This is a genomic window from Pseudonocardia sp. DSM 110487, assembly GCF_019468565.1.
Lineage (GTDB): Bacteria > Actinomycetota > Actinomycetes > Mycobacteriales > Pseudonocardiaceae > Pseudonocardia.
Map to the genome: position 1 here is coordinate 1,575,930 of NZ_CP080521.1, position 24,580 is coordinate 1,600,509.

The following is a 24,580-nucleotide window of genomic DNA, read 5'->3' on the forward strand; positions in this document are numbered from 1 at the left end:
GGGGATGGACCACACCGCCGTCACCACGCAGACCACCGAGATCGTCCTGCCGGGCAAGGTCGAGCCGGAGGGCCTGCAGGTGCGCAACAGTCAGCTTCCGGCTCCGGCCGCCGGCCAGGCCGTCCTGCGCATGGACGCGACCGGCGTGTCGTTCGCCGAGCAGCAGATGCGCCTCGGCAAGTACTACGACCAACCGCCGTTCCCGTTCGTGCCCGGCTACGACGTGGTCGGCACGGTGACCGCCGTCGGGCCTGACGTGGATCCCGGCATGGTCGGCCGGCGGTTCGCCGCCGTGACGAAGATCGGGAGCTGGGCGTCCCACCAGCTGATCGACGCCGCCGACCTCGTGCCCGTGCCGGACGGCGTGGACGCGGCCTACGCCGAGACCGTTGTGGTCAACGGGATCACGGCGTGGCAGATGCTGCACCGCATCGCCCGGGTCCGGCCAGGGGGGACGATCGTGGTGCTGGGTGCCAACGGCGGCGTCGGCACGACGCTGGTGCAGCTCGCCCGCCACGCGGGGATCACCGTGATCGGTACCGCCTCCGCACGGCACCACGCGGTGCTTCGCGGGCTGGGCGCGACCCCGGTCGACTACCGCGATCCCCACATGTACCGGCGGATCCGCGAGCTCGCGCCGGGCGGGGTGGACGCGGTGTTCGACCACGTCGGCGGCGCCGGGATCGTCGAGTCCTGGCGGTTGCTGCGCCGCGGCGGCGCGCTCGTGTCCTATGGCACCGCGGCCACCAAGGACGACGAGGGCAACTCCCGGCTGCCGGTGCTGAAGCTGTTCGCCCGGCTGATGTGGTGGAACCTGCTGCCCAACGGCAGGTCGGCGCGGTTCTACAACTTCTGGGCCGGCCTGCGCCGTCGCGACGCCTTCCGGGCCCGGTTGCGCGAGGACCTCACCACGGTGCTGCGCATGCTGGCCGACGGTGTGCTCACCGCGCAGGTCGCCGCGCGGTTCCCGCTGTCGGAGGCCGGATCGGCACTGGCTCTGGCCGAGTCACGCACCGTCACCGGCAAGGTCGTCATCGTCCCGCACCTCTGACCGTCCGTCGACGCCGAGCCCTGCACCACCGAATCGCCCACGTCGGCCGGGCAGCGACCGAGGCCGCTTCACATCGGAGAACATCATGACCACCGAAGCCCTGCCCGTCCCGGCCGCCGTCCGCGCCGCCACCGGCAGCGACGTCGACAGTCGCGCCGCCTACGCCAGCTTCGGGATCGCCTACGTCCTCGGACACGGCGCGGCCGCCGTCTCGCTTGGCCCCGACCCGCTGATCGCCCTGCCCGCCTGGCTGCCGATGACCCTCCTCGGCGCAGGCCTCGCCGCCGGCACCGTCTTCGCGAGCGTCGCCGCCACCCGTGCCCAGCGCGGCGCAGGCCCGCACGACAGCCTCTCCGGGAAACTGCTGGGCCTGTCGTGGGTCAGCGCCTTCATCGCGCTGTTCCTCGCCATCACCGGTCTCGCCGCCCAGCTGGAGATGCCCGACCTGCAGACGATGCTCTGGCCGACCTGGTCCGGCTTCCTCATGGGCCTGCTCTACCTCGGTGAGGGTGCCACCCGCCGCAACCTCCTGCACTACGGCCTCGGCACCTGGCTCGCCCTGATCTCGGCCGCCGCCCTCTTCCTCAGCATCCCCAGCCTGTTCTGGGTTCTCGCCATCGCGGGTGGTGGCGGGTTCGTGGTCGCGGCCGTCCTGGAGAGCCGGCGTCTCACCCGCTGACCGACACCTGGTCGTCGAAGCGTGCACGTGCCCGTTCGACGTCGGGCAGCGTGACGGTGGTCCAATGCAGGAGGGCGTCGATCAGATCCTGCAGTGACCGTCCGAGCGGCGAGATGCGGTACTCGACGGCGACGGGGCGCGTGCTCGTGACGACGCGCTCGACCATCCCGTTGCGCTCGAGGCGCCGGAGGGTCGACGTGAGCGACTTCTGCGTCACGACGGGAATCGCCCTGCGGAGGTCGTTGAAGCGCAACGGCCTCTCGCACAGGGCGTCGAGCACCTGGAGCGACCACTTGTCGAGCACCTGGTCGAGCAGCTCGCGGTGCCGCTCGGTGAGCTGAGGGCCGACGAGCGGTGGGGGAGCGGTATCCGGCACGACACCTAGTCTCGTTGAAGTTCCCTTCGGACACCAGGTACACGTGGGATACCTAGTGCTAGTCGAATCGAAGGGACAACCATGGCAGTGCAGCTCCTGACCCCGGAAGGCATGTTCGCCCCCGTTCCGTACCACCACGTCTCCGTCAGCACGGGTGCTCGGCACGTGCACGTGGCCGGCCAGATCGCGCGTGACGCCGATGGGAAGCCCGTCGCGACCGGCGACCTTGCGGGCCAGCTCGCGCACGCGTTGCGCAGCACCGCGCGCGGCCTGGCCGGTGCAGGGGCGACCTTCGCCGACGTCGTACGCCTCCGGTTCTTCGTCACGAACTGGAGCCCCGAGAAGTACGACGACTTCATCGCGGGCATCGAGCGCGTGACGGACGAACTCGGGATCCCGCGGCCGTTGCCGCCGCTGTCGGCGATCGGCGTCGACTACCTGTTCGAGCCCGATGTGCTCGTCGAGGTCGAGGCCTTCGCCGTCCTCGACTGACATCGAGGGCCTGCCGTCCTTGACGTGTAGAGCGGTTCACCGCCTTCTGATCACCGAGATCACCTGTGTTGTGAAACGTTCCAACTGCTGTTAGCGTCCCCGCGCCGCTCACTCGACGAGGAGGACCGCTCGTGGTTGCAGGAGAGCCACCGGTGGAGTGGTCCGCGCAGTGGATCGGCAAGCGTACCGATCCGGCACGCCGGATCCTGCAGTCGTTGACGTCCGACCACGTGGCGTGGGTCGAGCCGGCGCACTGGGTGGGCCAGACGTTCACCGCGCCGGGACCGGTGATGGCCGTGGGCGTCGACCTGGTCGGCGAGCCCGGGACCGAGATGCGCGGCATGCTCGAGCTGTGTCGCGGGGACGGCACCGTACTGGCCGGCCAGGTCGTCGAGCAGGGCGCGTTCCGCTGGGACCGCTTCGCCCACTTCCTCGATCTCCCCGACCCCGTCGGCGCCGGGGAGTACATCCTGCGGCTGCGGGGCGAGAAGGGCCGGATCGGCTGGCGCACGCTGTCCGTTCCCGATCCGGCCGGGTCCGACGACGGTGTCTCGCCGCTCCCGGTGCTGGGGACGGCCATGCGGGACGGCAACCCGGAGCCGGGGGTGCGGGCCATCGGTGTGGAGACCGTGCCCGCCCCCGACCCGGTCTTCCGGACGTCGTTCGTCGCGCCGGAGGGGGTGCGGGAGGCGCGGCTGAGCGCGGTCGGGCTCGGGTACGGCGAGTTCTTCGTCAACGGGCGAGCGGTCACCGAGGACGTGCTGGAACCCGCGCAGACGACCTACGACCGCACGATCCTCTACCGCACCTACGACGTGACCCCGCTCCTGCGTGCCGGGGAGAACACGCTCAGCGCCGAGCTCGGCCGCGGCTTCCACTCCGCGCGAGGGGCGAACACCTGGGCGTGGAACTTCGTCCGATGGCATCGCGAGCCGGTGCTGCTGGCGCAGCTGGAGTACGTCGACGGCGCAGGGGAGCGGCACGTCGTCGCCTCGGGGGCGAACTGGGAGGCGGCCGATGGCGCGGCGACGGCCGACCTGCTCTACACGGGCGAGACGACCGACCCCGGCCATGCGCGGCGCGCTGCGTGGGAGCCCGCGCTGGCGGTGGCGCCCCCTGGCGGGGTGCTGCGGCGCGCGACCGCTCCGCCGGTCCGCCGCACCGAGCTGCTCTCACCCGTGTCGAGCACCGCGCTGGGGCAGCAGGCGGTCCACGACTTCGGCGAGGTGCTGGCGGGCCGGATCCGCCTCACCGCGGTGGGTGATGCGGGCGCGCAGGTCATCGTGCGGTACGCCGAAGGGCGCCGACCCGACGGCTCGGTCCGCTGCGAGAACATCCTCGCCGCGGGGGAGGCCCAGGTCGACCGCCTCGTCCTCGCCGACACCGGCGAGGAGATCACGTGGGAGCCGCGGTTCTCCTACAAGGGCTTCCGGTACGCAGGCGTGGAGGTTCTCGGTTCCGCGACGGTCACATCGATCCATGCGGTCCGGCTGGAGACGGCGGTGTCGCGCGTCGGCGAGTTCGAGTGCGCGGACGAGACCCTGACCTGGATCGACCGCGCCACCGCCCGGACGTTCCTCAACAACCTGCACGGTGTCCCGACCGACACCCCGGTCTACGAGAAGAACGGCTGGACGGCGGACGCGCACCTCGCGACCGAGGCCGTGCTGCACCACGTCGACCTGCGGGAGTCGTTCGGGAAGTGGCTGGACGACCACGTCGACGCCCGCGACGGGCACGGGATGGTCCCGCAGATCGTGCCCACCCCGGACTGGGGCCGGGCGGCGGACCCCGCGTGGAGCGCCTCGATGGTGCTCATCCCCTGGTACCTGTACCGCGAGTACGGCGACCGCGCGATCCTCGAGCGCTACGCCGCCCCGATCCGGACCTACACCGACCGGCTGCTCGATCTCGCACCCGACGGGCTGTGGCCGCACCACAGCTGGGGTGACTGGCTCTCCCCCGGCCACCTGTTCGCCCCCGAGGGGCCGATGCCGACGGCGACGATGATGCTGCACCACGTCGCGTGCCGGGCCGCCGACATCCACGGCGAGCTGGGGGAGGCGAGCGACGCGCGGCGGTACCGGGCGGCTGCCGACACCGTGGCGGCCGCCTACCACCGGCGGTTCTTCGACGCGGCCACCGGCACCTACCGGGACCCGGACGTCGGGTACCGGCAGGCGATGAACGTGCTCCCGCTGGCGTTCGGTGCCATCCCGGCCGACCACGTGACCGCCGTCGCCGAAGGCCTGTTCGCCGACATCGAGCACCGCACGAGCGGCCATCTGGACTGCGGCGCCGTGGCCGCGAAGCACCTGCTCCCGGTGCTGGCGGCGCACGGCCGTCCCGACCTCGCCGTCACCGTCGCCACTCGGCGGGACCGGCCGGGCTGGGGCGTGTGGCGGGACGCGGGCGCCGCGACCCTGATGGAGTCGTGGGACGAGACCGCGCGCTCCCACAACCACTACTTCCTCGGCGCCGCGGCGGCGTGGATCCAGCAGGCCGTCGGCGGCCTGCGCGCGACGAGCCCCGGCTGGGCGACGTTCGACGTCGCGCCGATCGTCGACGACCGCATCGGTTGGGCGCGCATCACCCACACGAGCGTCCGCGGCCGGATCGAAGTGGCCTGGCGGCGCTCGGGCGGCGACTGGGAGCTGACCGTCGAGGTCCCGGACACCGCCACCGCGACCGTGCGGCTGCCCGGGCACGCGGACGCGGCGCTCCAGGGCGGGCGGCACAGGCTGCTCGGCTGAGGCCGTCGGGGTCCTCGGAACGGGCTGTGGCCGAACTACGATGAGCAGCCAACGCCCGGCGCTGGAAGGAGCAGCCTGAGCAAGGTGACGATCCGCCAGGTGGCGGACCTCGCGCGCGTCTCGCCCGCGTCCGTGTCGAACTACTTCCACAAGCCGGACCGGCTCTCCGGCACGACGCGCGAGCGGATCCGGGACGCGATCGAGGCGCTCGGCTTCGTCCCCAACGACGCGGCCCGCACCCTGCGGCGCGGGGTCAGCCCGGTGATCGGGTACATCGCGTTCGAGCCGGCCAGCGCGACCACCCCTGAGGTCGCTGCCGCGATCGAGTCCCGCGTCTCGAGCCGCGGGATGCACCTGCTGATGGCGAACGACACCGGCTCGCAGGAGCGCGAGCGCAGCTACCTGCAGCTGTTCGAGCAGCAGCGGGTCAGCGGGATCATCATCGCGGCGGTGACCGACGTCGAGCCGGAGCTGGCCAGGATGCGCCGCCGGGGGATCGCGAGCGTGGTGAGCGCGCGTCGCGCCACCGTCGCATCGCAGGCCTCGGTGTCCATCGATCACCTGCTCGGTGGTGAGCTGGCCGTTCGCCACCTCGTGGAGCAGGGCAGGCGCCGGATCGGTTTCGTCGCGTCGTCGTTCGGTCTCCGCCAGGTGGAGGACCGGCTGCGCGGTGCCCTGTCGGTCGTGGAGAGCGTTCCCGGCGTCACCCTCGAGGTGATCCCGGTGCCCGAGCGCTCGGTCGCCGCCGGGTTCGCGTGCGCCGAGGCGCTCGCGGGCCGTGATCCCGGGAGGGGCCCCGATGCCCTGTTCTGCGCGAACGACCTGCTCGCGATCGGCGTCATCCACGGCATCACGACCGATGGCAGGCTGCGGGTGCCGCACGACCTCGCCGTCGTCGGCTACGACGACATCGAGTTCGCCCGCTCGACGATCGTTCCCCTGACGACCGTCCGGACCCCGCACGCCCAGATGGGCGCAGCCGCCGCCGACCTGCTCTTCGACGAGATCGCCAGTATCGCCGCCGGGGGAGACGTCCCGGACGTGGCGGACCGGCCACAGGTCGTGTTCGCTCCCGAGCTCGTGGTCCGGTCGTCGACCTAGGCGGCTCCGCGCCCTTCCTCGACGGCTTTCGCGGCCGACATATTGATCAGCCGGTGGCCGCGGTGACGGGCATAGCGCAGGGAGCGGACCCAGTTGTAGAGGGTGCCGAGCCGGTTGCCCCAGCCGATCAGGAACATGACGTGGACGTAGCACCAGAGCAGGTAGCCCACCCAGCCGGTGATCTTGACGCCCCAGACGTCGGCGACCGCTTGCCGGGCGCCGATCGTGGCCATCGAGCCCTTGTCCCGGTACCTGAACGGGGCGGGGGTGGTGTGATCGCCCTGCACCCTGGCGGCGATCAGCCGGCCGACGTACGTGCCCTGCTGCATGGCGACCTGGGCGACGCCGGGTAGCCGGTCCACGGTGGTGACCATGTCCCCGATCGCGTAGACGTCCTCGGCGCCCGGGAGGCTGCAGTCCGGATCCACCTCGATCCGACCGGCCCGGTCGGTCGCGGTGCCGGTGGCCTTGGCCAGCGTCGCGGCCAGCGGGGAGGCCTGCACGCCCGCGGCCCAGATCTTCGTGCAGGCGGTGATCGTCTCGACGCCCTTCGGCCCCTTGACCGTGATCGACCGGGTGTCCATGTCGGTCGCCGTGGTGCCGAGCCGGACGTGAACGCCCATCTTCTCCAGCCGGCGCTGCGTGTAGCGCTGCAACTTCGGCGCGAAGGACGGGAGCACGGAGGGTGCCGCGTCCAGCAGAACGATCTTCGCCTGGCGGGTGTCGATGGAGCGGTACTCGTCGGGCAGCACGTGGTGCGCGAGCTCGGCGAGCTGGCCGGTCACCTCGACGCCGGTGGGGCCGGCCCCGACCACGACGAAGGTCAGGTGCGCGTCGCGTTCCTCCTCGTCGGTGGCGAGTTCGGCGAGCTCGTACGCGCCGAGGATGCGGCTGCGGAGCATCCGGGCGTCCTCGATGCTCTTCATGCCGGGGGCGAACCGGGCCCACTCGTCGTGCCCGAAGTAGGCGTGCGTCGCCCCGCCTGCCACGACGAGGTAGTCGTAGGGCAGGTCGAGTTGCTGCCCGTTCGGGCCGAGGGCGCGCACGATCTTGCCCTGCGGGTCGATGTCGTGGACATCGGCGAGCAGGGTGCGGGTGTTGGGCTGCTTCTTCACCACGCGGCGCAGTGCGGGGGCGATCAGCCCAGGGGAGAGGATCCCGGTCGCCACCTGGTAGAGCAGCGGCTGGAACAGGTGGTGGTTCGTGCGGTCGACGAGGGTGACGTCCACGTCGGCCCGCGCCAGCGCCCTCGCCACCCGGACGCCACCGAACCCGCCGCCGACTATGACGACCTGCGCGCGGCCCTCTGTCTCGGTGCTGCTCACGTCTGCCCTCCGTGCCCCGGTCCAGGTGCGAGTCGACCGGATCTCCGCGTGGTGTACGGCAGGGCAGCCCTGGCATGCCGCGTGCATCGTAATCGCGTCCGCGGCGTGCCGGGACCTTGCCCGTGCCGGTGGGCGCAGCGTTGTCAGATGGTGAGCAGGACGAGCGCCGCGCCACCAACGAGCGGCAGGGTGAGGTCGAAGACCTTGCCCCTTGATCACCCGGTTCCCCGGGCTGAGGCCGTCTCGGTCGGGCATTTCCGGCCGGCCGGACCGGTGATAACGGTTGGCCGTCGCGCGGCGACTTGGTCTCCGACCTGCTTGCGGCCGCCGCCGGTGGGTCGGCGGAACCCGCCTCGGGCCCCTCTCCGGGGCGGGTCACCGGCCCTGTCGGCGCATGCGGATGCTCGGGTCGATGAGCTCGTTGGTGTAGAGGCTCGCGGGGCCCGGGATCTGCGTGATCGTGCCCTGCGCCCGCTGGAGCGGGCACACTCCGCTGCGTGCGGGCCGGGGGGTCGCAGACAGACGTCCCCCCGGTAGGAGATCATGGTGGCGCGGGTTCGCCGGGATGATCGTGATGCCGGAGTGGAGGCCTGCCACCCGGAGCACAAGGATGGGACCCGTGACCGACGCGACGCCGAACCCACACGCCAACACCGGGATCGACGTCACGGTCCCGCACTCCGCACGCGTCTGGAACTACTGGTTGGGCGGCAAGGACAACTATGCCGTCGACCGGGAGACCGGCGACGCGGTGATCGCCGTCTATCCGCAGATCAAGGTGAACGCGCGGGAGTCGCGTGGCTTCCTGAAGCGCGCGGTGCGCTTCATGGCCGGTGAGGCGGGCATCCGGCAGTTCCTCGACATCGGGACCGGCCTGCCCACCGCGGACAACACCCACGAGGTCGCGCAGCGGATCGCTCCCGACGCTCGCGTGGTGTACGCCGACAACGACCCGCTGGTGCTCGCGCACGCACGGGCGCTGCTCGTCGGCACCCCGGAGGGGGAGACCAAGTACCTCCACGCCGACATCCGCGACGTCGCGGGCCTGATGCGGAGCGCGGAGGAGATCCTCGACTTCACCAAGCCGGTCGCCGTGCTCATGCTGGGCGTGCTCGGGCACATCCACGACATCGACGAGGCCCGGTCGTTGGTCGCGCAGATCCTCGCGCGCGTGCCGTCGGGCAGCTACGTCGCGATCAGCGACGCCACCTTGAGCGAGGGGCGGCGGAAGGCCGAGCAGACGTACGCCGACACCGACGGCGTGCACTACCACGCCCGCGAGCAGGCGGAGGTCGCGTCGTTCTTCGACGGGCTGGAATGGGTCGAGCCGGGCTTCTCCTCGGTTTCGCTGTGGCGGCCCGACCTCGGGTCCGTCGACGTGGTGGACGGCGTGCCCACGGTCGTGCCGCCGTCACCCGTCGACCAGTACGGCGGGGTCGCCCAGAAGCCCTAGCGCGTTCACCGGTTCCTGACGCGAGCCTGGCCCTTGTGGCCTGGTGGCCCCGCCTCAGCCGCGGCGCCGGGGGGTGATCCGGGCGTTGGGCAGGGCGGGCGCGGGCAGGCGCCGCGGTGATCCGGTGTAGCCCTCGATTCGGCCGAACTGGTCGGACTCGCGTTCCCACGCCTCCCGGAACGCCACGATCTCGTCGTGGCTGCGGGCCACGAAGTTCCACCACATGACGATGTCCTCGGCGAACGGGGCGCCGCCGAGGAGCAGCACCCGCGCCGGTGCTCCATCGGGGTTGGCCAGCTCCAGGCTCGTCGCGCCCGCCGCAAGGTAGCCGAGATCCGCCCGCGCCAGACCCGTGCCGGCCATGACGACCCGGCCCGTGTCCACGAGCACGCCGTGCTCGTGGACGGGTTCGACCGCGAGCGTGATGCGGGCGTGGGCGTCGAGGACGATCTCGGCGCCGAGCAGCGGGGTGGAGGTCGGCACGGGGGAGGTCTCGCCGGCGAGGCTGCCCAGGAACACACGGGCGGTGGCGCCGCCGAGGTCGATCGCGGACGGCGTGTGGTGGTGGAAGGCGCGGTTCGTGTGGCGGTGCGCGTCGGGCAGGGCGATCCACAGCTGCACGCCGTGCAGCCTCGTCGTGCCCGGGGTGGACACCTCGGAGTGGCAGATGCCGTGCCCGCCCGTCATCAGATTCAGCTCGCCGGGCCGCACGATCGCATGCGTGCCGAGGCTGTCGCGGTGCTCGACCTCGCCGGCGAACAGCCAGGTCGCGGTCTGCAGGCCGGTGTGCGGGTGTGGGGGCACGTCCATGGCGGCCCCGGCATTGACCTCGTCGGGGCCGTAGTGGTCGGCGAAGCACCATGCGCCGATCAGCGATCGCTTGCGCTGCGGCAGGGTGCGCCGGACCGTCATCGCCCTCGGACCGCCGAGCGGTACCTCGCGGGCGGTCAGGACCTCGACCGCCCCGCTGCCGGGCTCGCCGCCGGGGCAGTTGAGTTCGGCAGGGAGCACCTCGGTGTTGCTCACGCCGCCGATCCTCCCAGATCTTGATGATCTGTCAACCTTATACGTGCAGCCTGTACGTACAGGCTGCACGTATGTAAGCTCCGGGCCGTTCACGACCCGGGGAGGAGCGGGATGACCACATATGTCCTGGTGCACGGCGCCTGGCGCGGGGGCTGGTGCTGGCGGGACGTGGCCGGGCGGCTGCGCGCGGCCGGACACCACGTGCTGACGCCGACGCTCACCGGGTTGGGCGAGCGGGCGCACGAGCTCCGGCCCGATGTCGGCCTGCGCACGCACGTGGACGACGTCGTCGGGTTGCTGCGAGGCGCCGACCTGCGCGAGGTCGTGCTCGTCGGGCACAGCTACGCGGGCCTCGTCGTGCGCGAGGCCGCCGACCGGGAGCCCGGCCGGATCGCCCGGCTCGTGCTGGTGGACGCCTGGGTGGGACCCGACGGCGCTTCGATGGACAGCCTCGCACCCGACTTCTTCCGGAAGTGGATCGACGCGGCGGCGACCGACGGGGTCATCGCCGTCCCGCCCGCGTCGACCGTGGGCGTGACCGAGCCGGACCAGGTCGCGTGGCTCGAGGAGCGGTCGACCCCGCACCCGCGCCGGACCTTCGCCGATCCGACGCGCCTGACCGGGGCGGTGGACGCCATCCCCGCCCGGGCGGTGCTCTGCGTGCCGGCTCGGTTCCCGTTCGGCGAGTGGGCGCGCGGGCTGGGGTACGCGACCGTCGAGCTGGAGTCCGGCCACGACGCGATGGTCACCGCCCCCGGCGCGCTCACCGGCCTCCTGTTGGAGGACGCGTGACCGTCCGCAACCGCAAGGTCGAGCAGGGGGAACACACACGCGACGCGCTCGTGGCCTCCGCCATCGCCCTGTTCGCCGAGAAAGGGTTCGCCGACTCGTCCACGACGGAGATCGTCGACAGGGCGGGCATCACCCGCGGCGCGCTCTACCACCACTTCATCGACAAGCACCAGCTCTTCGAGGCGGCGCTGGACGCGGTGGAGGGTGACATCTTCGACCGCGTGCAGGCCGCGGGCGCTCCGTTGGGCGACGACGTCCGGCGCCGGTTGGCGGTGGGCGTCGACGTCTTCCTCGACGCCTGCCTCGAGCCCGCCGTGCAGCGGATCCTCCTGCAGGAGGCGCCGTCGGTGCTCGGCTGGGAGCGGTGGCAGCGGCTCGACCGGCCGCGGTGCGCGCGGCGGCTGCTCGCCACGAGCCTCGGTGCCGCGGTCGACCGGGGGCTGATCGTGGCGCCGTCCGCGCCGGCCCTCACCCATCTCGTGTACGGCGCACTGGTCCAGGCCGGGATCGTGATCGCCGGGGCCGAGGACCCGCCCGCGACGCGAACGATCTTGGGGGAGACGGCCCACCGCCTCCTCGACTCGCTGTTCCGACCGGAGGTGTAGGGACGCGGAGATGCGCGCGGTTGTCGGCCTCGCCCGCCGCAAGATCGCCGATTCGGTGCGCCGCCTGCGGGTCAGGCAGCGGTCGGTGCACCGGATCGCCGATCTTGAGGGCCCGGCGGCCGCATCGTCGGCATGATCATCAGATCGGCGCATGGCCGGTCATATACGGCCGTGGGCGCACCTATCTGGTGATCTTCGTGGTTGCGGCGGGCAGGCCGACGTCTGTGATCATCGGTTGGGTGCATGGCCGGCCGTATTTGGCCGGTTTCGTGCCGAAGCCTTGATCATGTCAGCGGGGCCGCCTTCGGTGGCGCCGCGCGCCCGAAGGGCAGGCCCGTGGCCTGCCTGTGTGGTGCTGCCCGGAGGGGCCGCAGAGGCTCGCGGGTCAAGGGTCGCGTAGCGATCGCGCAGCGACGCCGGAGGCGCCCTTGAGGCGTGAGGAGCGGCCCCGCACGATGCGCGGCGCCACTGAAGGCCTAGCCAGCCTCGTAGATGTGGGCCGCGCACGATGCGCGGCGCCACCGGAGGTCCAACAGGAGTGCGTCAGGGGTGCGTGGGTGGTCTCGATACGGCCGGCGCTACGGCGCCGCCCCTACTCGACCACCCGGTGGCGGTCCCGGCTTCAGGCGGCGGCCGGCTGCAAGGCGTCCCAGAGGGAGCGTGCGATCAGGACCGCCAGCCGCTCGAGCAGGGCCGCCGCGACCGCGACCGCGATCGCCGTGAGGAACTCGCCCATTCGCCTCCACCTTCCCGCCGTTTCTGGTCACGATGACGAGGATCGGTGGCCGGCCAGGGCATCCCGGTTGTCCGGTGCGTGTACGGAAGGTGACGAATCGGCTTCAGTGTGTGCGGGCCCTCAGCGCGGACTGTCCCAGGAGCTGCGCGGCGGTGGCGACCGCGGCCGCGGTGAGCGCGAGGCCCCACTGGTGCGGGAGCAGCGGGGTGCAGCCGACGACGCGGCTGAGCACCGGCACCTGGACGACGACGGCCATGAGGACGAACGACCCGGCGGCAGCGGCGGCGACGAGGGGGGTGCGCCCACGCACGGCCATCGTCTGGGCCAGCTGGGCGCCGACGAGCGCGACGAGCCCCGTGGTGCTGGCCTGGGCGGGCGTGCTGACGCGGCGCGCGAGCAGCCACGCAGCGCCCGCGGCCGTCGCGGTGGTGGCCGCGCGCAGCTGGATGTCGCGGATGAGCGAGGTGCCCAGCGATCGCTCCGGGCCTTCGGCCAGCAGCTGGTCCGCCGTGACGTCGGGTGGCGGGCGGACCGCGACGGCCATGGCAGGCAGCACGTCGGTGAGCATGTTGACCAGCAGGAGCTGGCGGGCGTTGAGCGACTGAGCGCCGCCCAGCACGCCGGTCCCGAGGGCGTAGCAGATCTCGCCGAGGTTGCCGCCGAGCAGGATCGACAGCGCCTCCCGGACCGAGGACCACATCGCCCTGCCTTCGACGATGGCGTCGGTGATCGTCTCGATCCGGTCGTCGGTGACGACGACGTCGGCGGCCTCGCGGGCCGCGGGGGTGGCGCGGGCGCCCAGCGCGATGCCGACGTCGGCGAGCCGGATCGCGGGGGCGTCGTTCGTGCCGTCGCCCGTGACCGCGACCGCGGCGCCGGTCTGCTGCAGCAGTTGCACGATGCGCGCCTTCTGGGCAGGCGTGACCCGCGCGAACACGGCCGTGCGAGAGAGGATCCCGGCGAGTTCCTCGTCGCTCAGCTCGTCGAGCTCGACGCCGGTGAGCACCCGCCGCCCGTTGAGGGCGTCCAGCTCGGCGGCGATCGACTCGGCGGTGCTCGGGTGGTCTCCGGTGATCATGGTGACCTCGACGCCCGCGGCGCGGAGGGTGGCGACCGCCTCGGCCGCGGTCGGCCGGACGGGATCCACCAGCGCGACGAGGCCGCGGAACTCGAGCTCGGACACGGCGGACTCGGTGAGGGGTGACGGTTCCGGGTGGTCCCGCTCGGCGACGGCGAGGACGCGCTGTCCCTGCCGCGCGAGCCGCTCGATCTGTTCCTCGATCCGGGTCCGCGTCGCGGGGTCGAGCGGTTCCACCCCGTCCGGGCGGCGGCGCCCCGCGCAGAGCGGCAGCACGACCTCCGGCGCGCCCTTCACGCTGATCCGCCGCTCGTCGCGGGTGCGCCACAGCGTGGCGTGGTAGCCGCGGTTCGACTCGAACGCCAGCTCGTCGATGTGCTCGACGCCGTTGCCGATGCTGATGCCGATCCCGCGCGCGCCCTTCAGCACGGCATTGTCGGTCTGGTGCGGGATCTCGCCCTCGCTCATCTGGAACGGGCTCGCCCGCACGGCGGCGGCCACCACGTCCTGCATGTCGGGCGGGAGGGGGTCCTCCACGGAGAGGGTGCGCTCGCCGTCGGAGACCCGCCGCAGGGTGATGCGGCCTTCGGTGAGGGTGCCCGTCTTGTCGAAGCACAGCACGTCGACGCGGCCGAGCGCCTCGATCGTCGCCGGGTTGCGGACCAGCGCGCCGCGCGCGGACAGCCGGCGCGCGGCGGCCAGCTCGGCGACGGTGGCGACGAACGGGAGACCCTCGGGTACGGCCGCCACCGCGAGGCTGACCGCGCGACCCATCGCGGTGGTGACGGGAAGCCTCCGCAGGAGGTCGATCACCACGAGCGCGACGCCCGCGCCGAGGGAGAAGGGCAATGTGCGATGGGTCAGCTCGCGCAGGCGCACCTCCACCCCGCTCGTCGGCGCGGCGCCGGTCTCCTGCATGTGCAGCGTGCGCCCGGCTTCGGTGCGGTCGCCGGTGGCGACGACGATCGCCTCCGCCCGTCCACTCGCCACCACCGAGCCCTCGTAGAGCATCGACCGGCGGTCGGCGAGCGCAGGAGCGCTCGTCGCCTTGGCCGACTTCGCGACGGGGGTGGACTCACCGGTCAGCGACGACTCGTCGATCTCGAGGCCGTGCGCGGCGAGCAGCCTGCAGTCCGCGGGTACCGCGTCCCCGGCCTGAAGGTTGATCACGTCACCGGCCACGAGGTCGGAAGCGGCGACCGTCGTCTCGCGATCCACGCGCCGGACCCGCACGAGGGAGGTGCTGATGTGGCGCAGCGCCCGCAGCGCTCGCCGTGCCCTGATCTGTTGCACGCCGCCGATCAGGCCGTTCAGCGCGAGCACCGTGGTGATCAGGAGCGGGTCGAGGACCGAGCCTGCGGCGGCCGACGCGCCCGCGCCCGCGACGAGCGCGGGCGTGAGGGGGTTCGCCAGCTCCTCCATCGACGCCCTGACCACCCCGGCCCCGTCGCCGTCCCGGCCGGTCGGCCCGTCGGCCTGCCGCCTGCCCGACTCGGCGTCGGTGAGGCCGGTGCGCGTGCTGCCGAGCGTGTCCAGCACGGCGCGCGGTGACATCGCGTGCCACGGCGTCCGTTCGGCGGGCACCGGGTCGGGGCGCCGGGACAGCGCCATCGCCGACCAGACCCCGTACCCGAGTGAGAGCAGCGCGGTGGTCTGCACCGGTATGGCGGCACGGGTGGCCGCGCTGTTCGCCGGGCCCAGCACCCCGAGGAGCGCCCCGACGCCAGATCCGATGAGCGCCAGCTGAGCGGCGCGGTTGCTGACCCGGCCCGCGGCGACCGTCGCGTCGAGCAGCAGGCACACGTCGGCGGCGCCGCGTACCAGCACGTCCGCGCCCCACGGGGGAGCGTTCCTGCCGGCGGCGATGCCGATGCCGAGGTCCGCTGCGGCGAGTGCTGCCCTGCCACTCGCGGTCACGAGCGCGGCGACGTGGCCTGCCTCCTGCAGTCCGCGTACCGAGGGGGCGAGCGCGGGCCCACCGTCGACGGTGCCGTCGGCGCCGAGCCGCCGCTCGAGCCAGCGCGGGCCCGCGATCAGCACCAGCCCGGCCCGGCCGGCCGCGGCGACGATCGCCTCGGCGAACGGATCCATTTCGTCGGCGACGCCGACGAGGGCAACGGCTCGCCCCGCGCGTTCCAGCACGAGCAGCCGCCTGGCCCGTTCGGCGACGGCCACGGCCTCTTCCCGCACGTCAGCGGGCACGTCCGGGAGCTCGGACACCGGTGATGCGGCCCATCCGTCACGCTCCCTGCGCTGGGGGCGGCGCAGGTCGGTGAGGTCGTGTGCGCGCTCGACCAGCTCCGAGAGCTCCACATCGGAGCCGAGTGGGAGCACGTCCTCGATGATCTGACGGCCGGTGAGCAGGACCGCGGAGTCGAGCACGACGGTGTCGACGCGGTCGAGCCTGCGCAGCGCCGCGGGACCGAGCACGAGGCATCCTTGCCCGGAGGCGTCCCGGTCCAGCTGCGCGGCGAATCCCTCGCGGCCGGTGCGGGCCGCCTTGGCCGCCCCCGCGGCGAGTGCCGCGTTCACGAGCGCGGTGTTGCGGGCGCCGACCATGAGGACACCGGCCGCGGTCAGCGCGAGCGTGGCCGTGCGGTCGGCGACCCGTTCGACCGGTCCAGGCGGCATCGGCACCGGGCGGACACCGACCGCGAGCGGAGCGGCCCGGTGCCCGCCGTCCTGCCCGGAGAGCTCCTCGTCCCACGCCTGCCATGCCCGCCGGCGCGCCACGGACTCCTGGTGCAGCGCGTAGCGCTGGCAGCTGTCGACGATCAGGCCGAGCGGCCTGCGGGACACCGTGTTGGTCACGCCCGCGGCCGCGCTCAGCAGCGCATCGGCGGCGGGCTCTCCGATCACTGTCACGGCGAGCGCGCGGATGCGCGGGGCGGCGTCGGCCACGGCGAGAAGCGAGGCGGGAAGCGAGATCGCGGCGGATGCCGGGAGCAGGCGCCCCGCGGTCGTCACGGCGAGCCCGGTCAGGTGCAGCCCGAGCAACGCCGCCTCACGCAGGACCGGCCCCGCCGCTGCCGGGTGCGTGGGGATCGTCGCGGCGCGCGGAACCGTGTCGATGCCGCAGTCGCGTTCGGCGGTGCGCACGAGCTCCGCCACCTCGGCCTCGACGAGCGCGTCCGCGTCGAACTCGACCATGACGTGGCCGAGCACGCCGTTGACCTCCGCACGCGACACGGCGTCGTGCCGGAGGAGTAGCTCCTCGAGCCGCTTGCGGTACGGGTCGGCCCCGGGGGTGAGCGAGCCGCGCACCGGCACGTGAACCCGCCCGTGGGCGGCCGAGGTGACATCGGACGTCGTGGCCGCCAGCAGGTCGGCCGCTCCCGATGCGACGCCGAGCGACGCGCCGATGACCGTGCCCGTCGTGCGCGCGGCGAGCTCGAGCACGCGCTGCAGAACCATGCGAACTCCGGGGAACGTGCGGGCGGCGGCCCTACCGGGCCGCCGCCACTGTCGAGCGCCTGACCTACTCCTTGCCGGTCCTGTCCCCGTTCCCTGCCGGGCCTCGGGCCTCGGGCGTCTCTCCCGCGCGACCGACGGGCGTCGGGTCGGTCGCCCTTCGGCTCGCGAGCGCGCTGCCGACACCGATCGCGGCGGCCACCGGCCACTCGATCGCGCCGACGGCCGCCGTCACCGCCAACCCGCCGTAGAACAACACCGACGACCTCGACGGGAGCGCCGACCGCGCTCCCCGTGCCGCCGACCCCAGCTCGTCACGGCTGGGCACGTGCAGATCCGGCATCCGGAACTGGGCGGTGACGAACGGAAGGTTGAGGGTGGCCGTCCGCCCACCCCCGGTCGCCTCCGCCCCGGTTGTCTCCGCGGTCCTCGTCAGCTCGCCGCCGCCGCTCCTCGCCCGTCCGGCCATCATGACCTCGCTCTCGTCCCGACCCTGCAGCGCTCAGGCTCCCCAGGGTTAATGATCGGCAAACGCCGAACGTCGGGAAGATGGACGGAAATCGACCGGCGTGCACTCGCGGGCGGTCAGCGCGAGGAAGCCGCGCACGTCCGGGTCGCACGCTACTCGCCGAGGCGTCGGCGAACCCGGTCAGTGGTGAGCCGTTGCTGCACGCGGCCGAACGAGCCCGGCCTCGAGTAGGCGACCAGCAGGCTGCCGATGTCGCGCCGGACGACGACGGCCTCTCGCCACTGTCCGCGGATGTAGGCGAGCACCGCTTGTCCCGGCCGCACGTCCGTGCTGCGGGCGATCGGCTCCGTCCCCGCGGGCGGCTCGTCCAGGTCCGTGCCGTGGCGCGCGCGCTCCTCCGGCGCCGCCCCGGGTTCGACGACCGCGGGTTCGACGGTGTCGGGTTCGGTCGCCGGCTCGTCGGCGTGCAGGTGCTGGCCGAGACCGCTCACCTGTCCCGGCACGGCGACCGTCTCGCCCGCGAGCAGTAGTGCGAGCTCGTCGCCGCTGAACTCGACCTCGACCAGTATCCCGTCCGGCTCGTCCGCGACGAGGCGCGCGACGACCGCGCCGCCGCGGTCCTGCTCGACGGTGAGCGAGACCTGCAGGTCGCAGCTGGTCGGCGCCCCGCGGCCCATGTCACGTGTCGGTGACATGGGCCGACGGTACGGGCAGCGGGGCCTCTTCGCGTCGATCTTCCCCGCGATCCGTCCGAACGGGTGCGATGAGGTTTCGGCGCCGCCCCGGTCTACTACCCAGCAAGCACACCCGACACGAAGGGATCACCACGATGGCGAAGGTCGTCTCGACACTGTTCATCTCGGCCGACGGCGTGGCCGAGATCGACCCGGATTGGCACTTCCCGTACTTCGACGACAACATGGGCCGCGCGGTCACCGAGGACTACGACACCGCCGACGTGCTGCTCATCGGCCGCGAGACCTACGACAGCTTCGCCGGCGCCTGGCCGGAGCGCGAGGCGGCAGGCGGGGAGGACGCGCCGTTCGCGAAGCGGCTCGGGGACACCCGCAAGATCGTCGTCTCGCGGCAGGCCCTCGAGTTCTCGTGGCGCAACTCGGAACTGATCGAGGGCGATCTCGTCGAGGCCGTCGCCGCGCTCAAGGCCGACGAGGCGATCACGGGCATCCTCATCCCGGGCTCGATCTCCGTCGTGCAGCAGCTGCTCGCCGCCGGGCTGGTCGACGAGCTCCGCCTGCTGGTGCACCCGGTGGCGGCCCGCAAGGGCAGGCGGCTCTTCGACGACGGCGATGCGCCGTACCACCTGAAGGTGACGTTGACGGAGGCGTACCCGACCGGCGTGATCCGCGTGATCTACGTGCCGGCCGATGAGCCGACCAAGACGGGCTACGACGAGGTCAAGGGCCAGGTGTGAGCCGGGTGTGATCTCGATCCGAGCCGGGCGGCGCGCCGCGCGTGCCGACCCGCGCGGCCACCACCAGCGGCGATACCCCAGCGTGTCGGCCACGAGCGCGAGATCGACCGTGTTGTGCGGGGTCTGCCTCGGCGTGGACCCCTCGATGATCGGCGATGTGTCCGGTACCGAGACTGGCACGGACGCTCCCTGAACGCTCCGCATGCGGATAGTCTCCGTTCATGGCGACGGGCGTTCACGCTCCGCGCGAGCGGCTGCGTCGCATCGAAGCGGTGACCGATACCACGCTCGGGCATCTCGGGGTCGAGGAGCTGCTGGCCGAGTTGCTCGATCGGGTGCGCGACCTCCTCGAGGTCGACACCGCGGCCGTGCTCCTGCTGGACCGGTCGGGGCAGTACCTCGTCGCCACGGCCGCCCGCGGCGTCGAGGAGGAGGTGCGCCAGGGCGTCCGGATCCCGCTCGGCAAGGGATTCGCCGGGCGGATCGCGGCGCTGAAGGCGCCGGTCATCCTCGAGAAGGTCGACCACTCGAACGTCCTCAACCCGATCCTGCGGGACAAGGGGATCCGCTCGCTCCTCGGCGTTCCGCTGATGTCGAACGGCCAGGCGATCGGCGTCCTGCACGTCGGGAGCATGACCACACGGCGTTTCACGCCGGAGGAGACCGAGCTGCTCCAGCTCGCGGCCGATCGGGTGGCCCTCGCGGCCCAGACCAGGCAGATCATGGTGTCCCGGGCCGCTGCGGCCACGCTCCAGCGCAGCCTCCTGCCCGCGAAGCTGCCGGTCGTGCCGGGCCTCGAGTTCGCGTCCCGGTACGCGCCCGGCGGCGGCGGGGAGGTCGGGGGCGACTGGTACGACGTCTTCGACGTGCCATCGGGACACATCTACGTCGTCGTCGGCGACGTCGTCGGCCGCGGCATGGACGCCGCCGTCGCGATGGGCAGGCTCCGCACCGCCCTGCGCGCGCTCGCCCTCCAGACCCATGACCCCGCCGACCTGATCGCGCGCCTCGACGAGCACGTCCGGCACTTCGAGCGCGGGATCATGGCCACCGTGCTGTGCGCGGTGCTCTCGCCGTCCCACGACCGCCTCGTTGCGTCCAGTGCAGGCCACCCGCCACCCGTCTCGACCTCACCCGATGGGCCCGCCCAGGTGGTGGACGTACCACCCGACGTACCTCTCGGCGTCGACCCCTCGCGCCCGCGACGTGCCACTCCCGTCCCGCTGCCACCCGGCCGCGCCCTCTTCCTCTACACCGATGGCCTCATCGAACGGCGAGGGCATTCTCCCGACGTCGGCATCGAGCGCCTGTGCGCGGCACTCTGCCCCGGGCCGGCCGACGCGATCTGCGGGAAGGTGATGTTCGAGCTGCTCGGCGCCCATCCGGCCGACGACGACGTTGCCGTGCTCATGATGTCGCGGCTGCTCGTGGACGGCGCCGAAGTGCTGACGCGGCGCTGAGGACGGGAGCGGCTCTCGTGACGGTGGACGAGCTGGTCGTCGAGTTCGCACTGGTCCGCATCGACCACCCGGGCCTCGACCTGGAGGAGATCGCCGCGATGGTCGTCCGGCGGGTCGGGCCGGATCAGGCCCTCGAGTTCGCGGCGCGGAACCTCGCCACGCGGGACGAGCTGCGGGGCGGCGCCTTCGAGTCCGCTGTCGAGTACGTGCTGCGGACCGTGTTGATGCTGCGCGACGACGCCGACCCGGCGTGAACTCAGCCGCGCTTCAGGAACGGCTCTGTACCGTCGGCGATCGCAGGGAACAAGACGTCGAGAGTGCTCCAGGAGGTTCGGTGGTCGTCCGTCGCCGGGCCGCAGTGTGCGCTGCCCTGCTGGTTCCCCTGCTCGCGGCCTGCAGCACGCAGGTGCCGGGCACGGCTGGTGAGGCGTGCGGTCCGTACGGCCCCCAGATCGGCACATCGCAGACCTGCCAGAACGACGCGGGACAACCGCCTCAGGCCGGGGAGAGCGGAGGCGGATTCGACTCCGAGGTGGGTCGTGTCGCCATGTCGGCCGACGGCAACCAGCACGACAACGACGACTGGGCGTCGGCCCCGATGGCGCTGGCGATCCTCGCGCACCGCAACCTGCAGGCCAACCTCGTGCACTACGACTACAACAACCACATCTGGGACTCCTCCGATGAGCACCTCGAGAACATGACCGAGAGCGTGCAGGAGGGTGGCAAGCGCTTCGGGTTCGACATGTCCCGGTTCTTCGACGACACCGATCCCGCGCAGCTGGCCGCAGGCACCGAGAACCTGGTGAAGGAGATCAACGCCTCCACGCCGGACGACCAGCTCTCGATCGTCCTCGCCGGCCCCATCGAGACGGTGTGGATGGCGCTCGACGCCGCCGACCCGGAGGCCCGCAAGAACGTCGAGTGCATCACCCACGGTGAGGACAGCTTCAACCAGACCCACGCGAAGACCGACCACGACGGCCACGACTACGAGGACCTGGCCGACCTCGGCTGCGAGCGCGTCGAGCTCCCCGACCAGAACTCCGGGCTCGGGCCCACCGAGATGGACTTCTGGGACTTCCTGAAGGACAGCGGCGACCAGAACTGGGAATGGCTGTACTCCCGGCTCGACGAGGTCGGCAACGGGGACGTCTCCGACGCGGGCATGGTCTTCTACGCGATCACCGACGAGAAGGACGCCGACCGTTCCGACCTGAAGGACTACCTCCAGTCCTGACCACCGCTACTCGACCTCCGGTGGGAAGCACTCGGCGCGTCCGTCAGTAAGCCCGGCCGATCAGCACCGTGTGCCGGGCCGGCATGCCGGTGATCAGGCAGGTGGGTGCGGGCGGGTCTGCGTCGACGATGCAGCGGATCGTCGCGCTGGTGCGCTCGCCGAGCGCCTGTTCCGACTCCTCGGTGCCGGACCATGCGGCGAGGAACAGCCCTCCGTCGCCGAGGCGCCGCGTGAACTCGTCGAAGTCGGTGACCGGGTGGGTGTGCTCCTCGCGGAATGTCCTCGACTGCGCGTACAGCACCTGCTGGATCTCGTCGAGCAGGGCGGTGGCCGCGCGCGCCGCGCCGTCGAACGGCACCTTGCTCTTGCTGCGGTCGTCGCGGCGGACCAGCGTGGCCTCACCCGCCGCGAGCTCGCGCGCGCCCAGCTCGATCCGGACGGGAACCCCCTTCAGCTCCCAGTCGACGGAGCGGCGGCCGAACGAGGTGTGGGTGCGGTCGTCGAGGTGCGCGCGGATGCCGGCGGCGCGCAGCTCGGCCGCGATGCGCCTGGCGGATTCGCCGTCCTCGGTCAGCTGCATGATCACCACCTGGTGCGGCGCGATCGCCGGGGGCAGGCGCAGCCCGTGGTCGTCACCGTGGACCATGATCGTCCCGCCGATCATCCTGGTGGACGTGCCCCACGAGGTGGTGGCGGCATGCCGGCGTTCCCCGCTCGCGTCCAGGTACTGGATGTCGAACGCTCGTGCGAAGTTGTGGCCGAGGTTGTGGCTGGTTCCCATCTGCAGCGCCTTGCCGTCGCGCATCAGCGCCTCGCAGGTGAAGGTGTGGTCCGCGCCCGCGAACCGCTCGCCCGGCGACTTCTCGCCCACGACCACCGAGATCGCGAGGGTCTCCTCCATGAACCGCCGGTAGACCTCCAGCATGCGGCGGGTCTCCTCGACCGCGTCCTCGTAGGTGGCGTGGACGGTGTGGCCTTCCTGCCAGAGGAACTCCGTCGTGCGCAGGAAGACCCGAGGGCGCAGCTCCCAGCGGACCACGTTGTTCCAGAGGTTGATCATCAACGGCAGGTCGCGGTGGGACTGCACCCACTTGGCGAAGTAGTGGTTGATGACCGTCTCGGAGGTGGGGCGTACCACAAGCGGTTCGGCAAGCTGCTCCCCGCCGCCGTGGGTGACCACGGCCAGCTCCGGGGAGAAGCCCTCGACGTGCTGCTTCTCCTTCTCCAGGAAGCTCATGGGGATGAACATCGGGAACGCGGCGTTCTGGGCCCCGGTCTCCTTGATCCGCCGGTCCATGTCGGCCTGCATGAGCTCCCAGATCGCGTACCCCCACGGTCGGATGACCATGGTCCCGCGCGCCGGACCGTTGTCGGCCAGTTCGGCGCGAGCAACGATGTCCTGCTACCAGGCGGGGAAGTTCTCCGCCTGCGGGGTGAGTACGGCCATTGCCACGGTGGAGACGGTAGCCGCGCGCGCAAACAGTTAACCGGGGAGAAGGCCTAGCGGCGTGGGGATGGGCCCGCGTAACGACGTTCGAGCGTCGCGCGACAGAGGGGCGGATCGTGAGACGTCTTGGTCAAGCCGTCGATGTCGTCCGTCGGCATACCGAGCTTCCCGCGGTGTCGCATTGGGCTCGTTCGGAGAGGGGACTCGGGTGCGTGCATCGCGGTTCTGGAGCGTAATAGCGCTGCTGTTGTTGGGTTTGGTGGCAGCGTGCGATCCGGTTGGAGGCAGTGGCGCGTCGCCGGCTGGAGGCGGTGGCGAGCCGTCGGCGAGCACTGGCGGACCAGCAGGGGATACCAAGGCTGACACGGGATGTGATCGGGCTGCCGGCAAGGCGGGGCGCTTGCTGCCTGATGAGGAGTCGATAGGGGAGTTTTTGGAGCCGATCGTCCGGGTGGACGAGAATCCGTGCATTCCGCTGGCAGATCTCGCCGATGCCGTGCTCACGTTCGTCCCGGCCGGGGAGGACCCGCAGAGTGGGCAGAGCGTCTCCCGCGCGCAGAAGGCGCAGTTCAAGTCGGGCCTCAGCGATCTCGCCGGTCGGGTCATCAAGGCGAACGATGTCACGAAGTGCGGGTACGAGACCGATCACCTGGCGATCGCGATCTACCAGCACGCCGACTACCCGTGGTCCGTCGGTGTGGCCGCGGTGGTCCGAGGCGACATCGATGCCGGAATAGACATCGCGGCCTGTTACATCAAGGGCCTCGTTCCAGTCGTTCCGCGGGACGCCCCCGCTCCCGGTCTGGCACCGGAAGGCCCACGTTTCGGCCTGTGCGGGAGCGTGACCAGACCAACGGCGCGCGGTGAGGTGTACACCGTGCTCACGGCGGGCGACTCGGACCAGATGTGCGCCTTCCTGGAAGGCGCGGCGTAAGGAGGGCGCCCGGGCCCATCGGTGCCCTAGTCCTACAGTCGGATTTTGTGATCATGGGTGTTCGGGGCTGTTGCTGGGACCGTTCGGTGGTGGCCGCGTCCATGATCTGAAGTTTCGGGTGCTCATGGTCGTGGGGGCAGCCATGGACAACCGGTAGTTCGGATCTTGCCCGCCGAGATCGGGCGCCTGGCGGTAGGGGCGCGATCGTGTCGGTCCATCGGGTCGGTTTGGTCGAGTGCCTGTCGGTGGGCGCGCCGTTCCCGGCCCGGGTCGCCCGGCGCCCGCTTCGTGGTCCGGGCTTCGCGTGTGGTTCCGCCGGCTGCATCGACCCGGTCGCCTTGCGGGGGTGGCTGGGTTGGGTGCACTACCGTCCCCTGGGGTGGCGTGGGCGGCCGTCCCCGACGCGGGGGCACGGCTGTTTCGAGGAGACCGTTGCTGCCGGGTGCCACGCGACTGGCTGTGGTCCCGACCCTCCACCCCCAGCCCTGCTCCTGGATGATCACGGCGCCACCCCTCGGGGCAGGGCCCGCGCTCAGGTCGGTGATCAGCAGGAACGGGACACCCGGTGCAGGGGTGTCTCCCCGGTCGGAACACACCAGCTGCAGGGATGCAGCTCAGGTCCCGATTCCGCGGTTCACACCCCAGATTCCAGGTGTGGCCAGGGGCGACGACGGGAACACAGCCAGATGCGTGGCACCCAAACCGCGGCGGTCTCGTCCC

Annotated in this window: 21 protein-coding genes; 14 read left to right on the forward strand and 7 right to left on the reverse strand. The window is 72.0% G+C overall.

The window, feature by feature from the left end; genetic code table 11:
• The first annotated feature begins 4 nt into the window (after positions 1–4).
• Both K1T35_RS07150 and K1T35_RS07155 read left to right on the forward strand, forming a co-directional pair.
• Complete coding sequence (locus tag K1T35_RS07150; RefSeq protein WP_220259373.1) at positions 5–1,051, forward strand: medium chain dehydrogenase/reductase family protein; 1,047 nt, start codon at positions 5–7, stop codon at positions 1,049–1,051.
• Between the two features lie 85 nt (positions 1,052–1,136).
• The gene (locus K1T35_RS07155) at positions 1,137–1,730 is read left to right on the forward strand and encodes an ABC transporter permease (RefSeq protein WP_220259374.1); all 594 of its coding nucleotides are present in this window, start codon (positions 1,137–1,139) and stop codon (positions 1,728–1,730) included.
• On the opposite strand, the gene K1T35_RS07160 is transcribed toward K1T35_RS07155, so the two are convergent.
• The gene (locus K1T35_RS07160; protein WP_220259375.1) at positions 1,720–2,106 is read right to left on the reverse strand and encodes a helix-turn-helix domain-containing protein; all 387 of its coding nucleotides are present in this window, start codon (positions 2,104–2,106) and stop codon (positions 1,720–1,722) included. The genes K1T35_RS07155 and K1T35_RS07160 overlap by 11 nt on opposite strands.
• Before the next feature lie 81 nt (positions 2,107–2,187).
• Between K1T35_RS07160 and K1T35_RS07165 the strand changes: the two genes are divergently transcribed.
• The 3 genes from K1T35_RS07165 to K1T35_RS07175 all read left to right on the forward strand — a co-directional run bounded on the left by K1T35_RS07165 (position 2,188) and on the right by K1T35_RS07175 (position 6,452).
• Positions 2,188–2,598, forward strand: a complete 411-nt coding sequence (locus K1T35_RS07165) for a RidA family protein (RefSeq protein WP_220259376.1) — start codon at positions 2,188–2,190, stop codon at positions 2,596–2,598.
• A 131-nt stretch (positions 2,599–2,729) separates the two neighbouring features.
• A complete protein-coding gene (locus tag K1T35_RS07170) occupies positions 2,730–5,351 on the forward strand; it encodes a family 78 glycoside hydrolase catalytic domain (RefSeq protein WP_220259377.1) in 2,622 nt (873 codons plus the stop codon).
• A gap of 84 nt (positions 5,352–5,435) precedes the next feature.
• Positions 5,436–6,452, forward strand: coding sequence for a LacI family DNA-binding transcriptional regulator (locus tag K1T35_RS07175; RefSeq protein WP_220259378.1), 1,017 nt, complete (start codon positions 5,436–5,438; stop codon positions 6,450–6,452).
• Here K1T35_RS07175 and K1T35_RS07180 read toward each other — a convergent pair.
• Complete coding sequence (locus K1T35_RS07180; protein ID WP_255621668.1) at positions 6,449–7,777, reverse strand: NAD(P)/FAD-dependent oxidoreductase; 1,329 nt, start codon at positions 7,775–7,777, stop codon at positions 6,449–6,451. The two genes, K1T35_RS07175 and K1T35_RS07180, sit on opposite strands and share 4 nt — an antisense overlap.
• A gap of 619 nt (positions 7,778–8,396) precedes the next feature.
• Between K1T35_RS07180 and K1T35_RS07185 the strand changes: the two genes are divergently transcribed.
• Positions 8,397–9,230, forward strand: coding sequence for an SAM-dependent methyltransferase (locus K1T35_RS07185; RefSeq protein WP_255621669.1), 834 nt, complete (start codon positions 8,397–8,399; stop codon positions 9,228–9,230).
• 54 nt (positions 9,231–9,284) lie between these two features.
• Here K1T35_RS07185 and K1T35_RS07190 read toward each other — a convergent pair whose 3' ends face one another.
• Positions 9,285–10,256, reverse strand: coding sequence for a pirin family protein (locus K1T35_RS07190; RefSeq protein WP_220259381.1), 972 nt, complete (start codon positions 10,254–10,256; stop codon positions 9,285–9,287).
• Between the two features lie 111 nt (positions 10,257–10,367).
• Between K1T35_RS07190 and K1T35_RS07195 the strand changes: the two genes are divergently transcribed.
• Genes K1T35_RS07195 through K1T35_RS48730 form a run of 3 tightly spaced genes read left to right on the forward strand, consistent with a single transcriptional unit; the run spans position 10,368 to position 11,789 of the window.
• The gene (locus K1T35_RS07195) at positions 10,368–11,048 is read left to right on the forward strand and encodes an alpha/beta fold hydrolase (RefSeq protein ID WP_220259382.1); all 681 of its coding nucleotides are present in this window, start codon (positions 10,368–10,370) and stop codon (positions 11,046–11,048) included.
• On the forward strand, positions 11,045–11,653 hold the full coding sequence (locus K1T35_RS07200; protein ID WP_220259383.1) for a TetR/AcrR family transcriptional regulator: 609 nt from the start codon (positions 11,045–11,047) through the stop codon (positions 11,651–11,653). The genes K1T35_RS07195 and K1T35_RS07200 overlap by 4 nt, the downstream gene beginning before the upstream one ends.
• Positions 11,654–11,663: 10 nt before the next feature.
• Positions 11,664–11,789: a hypothetical protein gene (locus tag K1T35_RS48730; protein WP_255621670.1), complete on the forward strand. Its 126-nt coding sequence runs from the start codon at positions 11,664–11,666 to the stop codon at positions 11,787–11,789.
• 703 nt (positions 11,790–12,492) lie between these two features.
• Here K1T35_RS48730 and K1T35_RS07205 read toward each other — a convergent pair.
• The 3 genes from K1T35_RS07205 to K1T35_RS07215 all read right to left on the reverse strand — a co-directional run bounded on the left by K1T35_RS07205 (position 12,493) and on the right by K1T35_RS07215 (position 18,042).
• On the reverse strand, positions 12,493–16,881 hold the full coding sequence (locus tag K1T35_RS07205) for an HAD-IC family P-type ATPase (protein ID WP_220259384.1): 4,389 nt from the start codon (positions 16,879–16,881) through the stop codon (positions 12,493–12,495).
• 64 nt (positions 16,882–16,945) lie between these two features.
• A complete protein-coding gene (locus K1T35_RS07210) occupies positions 16,946–17,350 on the reverse strand; it encodes a hypothetical protein (RefSeq protein WP_255621671.1) in 405 nt (134 codons plus the stop codon).
• 149 nt (positions 17,351–17,499) lie between these two features.
• A complete protein-coding gene (locus K1T35_RS07215; protein WP_220259385.1) occupies positions 17,500–18,042 on the reverse strand; it encodes a hypothetical protein in 543 nt (180 codons plus the stop codon).
• A 134-nt stretch (positions 18,043–18,176) separates the two neighbouring features.
• On the opposite strand from K1T35_RS07215, the gene K1T35_RS07220 reads away from it, so the two are divergent.
• The 4 genes from K1T35_RS07220 to K1T35_RS07235 all read left to right on the forward strand — a co-directional run bounded on the left by K1T35_RS07220 (position 18,177) and on the right by K1T35_RS07235 (position 21,479).
• The gene (locus K1T35_RS07220; protein ID WP_220259386.1) at positions 18,177–18,779 is read left to right on the forward strand and encodes a dihydrofolate reductase family protein; all 603 of its coding nucleotides are present in this window, start codon (positions 18,177–18,179) and stop codon (positions 18,777–18,779) included.
• A 221-nt stretch (positions 18,780–19,000) separates the two neighbouring features.
• Positions 19,001–20,239 carry a PP2C family protein-serine/threonine phosphatase gene (locus K1T35_RS07225; RefSeq protein ID WP_220259387.1) on the forward strand — a complete coding sequence of 413 codons (1,239 nt, stop codon included), beginning with the start codon at positions 19,001–19,003 and terminating at the stop codon, positions 20,237–20,239.
• Positions 20,240–20,256: 17 nt separating this feature from the next.
• A complete protein-coding gene (locus K1T35_RS07230; RefSeq protein WP_220259388.1) occupies positions 20,257–20,493 on the forward strand; it encodes a hypothetical protein in 237 nt (78 codons plus the stop codon).
• Positions 20,494–20,573: 80 nt separating this feature from the next.
• The gene (locus K1T35_RS07235; protein ID WP_220259389.1) at positions 20,574–21,479 is read left to right on the forward strand and encodes a hypothetical protein; all 906 of its coding nucleotides are present in this window, start codon (positions 20,574–20,576) and stop codon (positions 21,477–21,479) included.
• A gap of 43 nt (positions 21,480–21,522) precedes the next feature.
• Here K1T35_RS07235 and proS read toward each other — a convergent pair whose 3' ends face one another.
• Complete coding sequence (proS, locus tag K1T35_RS07240; RefSeq protein WP_220262455.1) at positions 21,523–22,875, reverse strand: proline--tRNA ligase; 1,353 nt, start codon at positions 22,873–22,875, stop codon at positions 21,523–21,525.
• Between the two features lie 451 nt (positions 22,876–23,326).
• Here proS and K1T35_RS07245 point away from each other — a divergent pair, with 451 nt between their 5' ends.
• Positions 23,327–23,860, forward strand: coding sequence for a hypothetical protein (locus K1T35_RS07245; protein WP_220259390.1), 534 nt, complete (start codon positions 23,327–23,329; stop codon positions 23,858–23,860).
• Positions 23,861–24,580: the final 720 nt, after the last annotated feature.

Coding starts and splice junctions, on each gene's coding strand:
- K1T35_RS07150 (WP_220259373.1), top strand. CDS start 5: ATGGACCACACCGCCGTCACCACGCAGACCACCGAGATCGTCCTGCCG.
- K1T35_RS07155 (WP_220259374.1), top strand. CDS start 1,137: ATGACCACCGAAGCCCTGCCCGTCCCGGCCGCCGTCCGCGCCGCCACC.
- K1T35_RS07165 (WP_220259376.1), top strand. CDS start 2,188: ATGGCAGTGCAGCTCCTGACCCCGGAAGGCATGTTCGCCCCCGTTCCG.
- K1T35_RS07195 (WP_220259382.1), top strand. CDS start 10,368: ATGACCACATATGTCCTGGTGCACGGCGCCTGGCGCGGGGGCTGGTGC.
- K1T35_RS48730 (WP_255621670.1), top strand. CDS start 11,664: ATGCGCGCGGTTGTCGGCCTCGCCCGCCGCAAGATCGCCGATTCGGTG.
- K1T35_RS07205 (WP_220259384.1), bottom strand. CDS start 16,881: ATGGTTCTGCAGCGCGTGCTCGAGCTCGCCGCGCGCACGACGGGCACG.
- K1T35_RS07210 (WP_255621671.1), bottom strand. CDS start 17,350: ATGATGGCCGGACGGGCGAGGAGCGGCGGCGGCGAGCTGACGAGGACC.
- K1T35_RS07215 (WP_220259385.1), bottom strand. CDS start 18,042: ATGTCACCGACACGTGACATGGGCCGCGGGGCGCCGACCAGCTGCGAC.
- K1T35_RS07220 (WP_220259386.1), top strand. CDS start 18,177: ATGGCGAAGGTCGTCTCGACACTGTTCATCTCGGCCGACGGCGTGGCC.
- K1T35_RS07225 (WP_220259387.1), top strand. CDS start 19,001: ATGGCGACGGGCGTTCACGCTCCGCGCGAGCGGCTGCGTCGCATCGAA.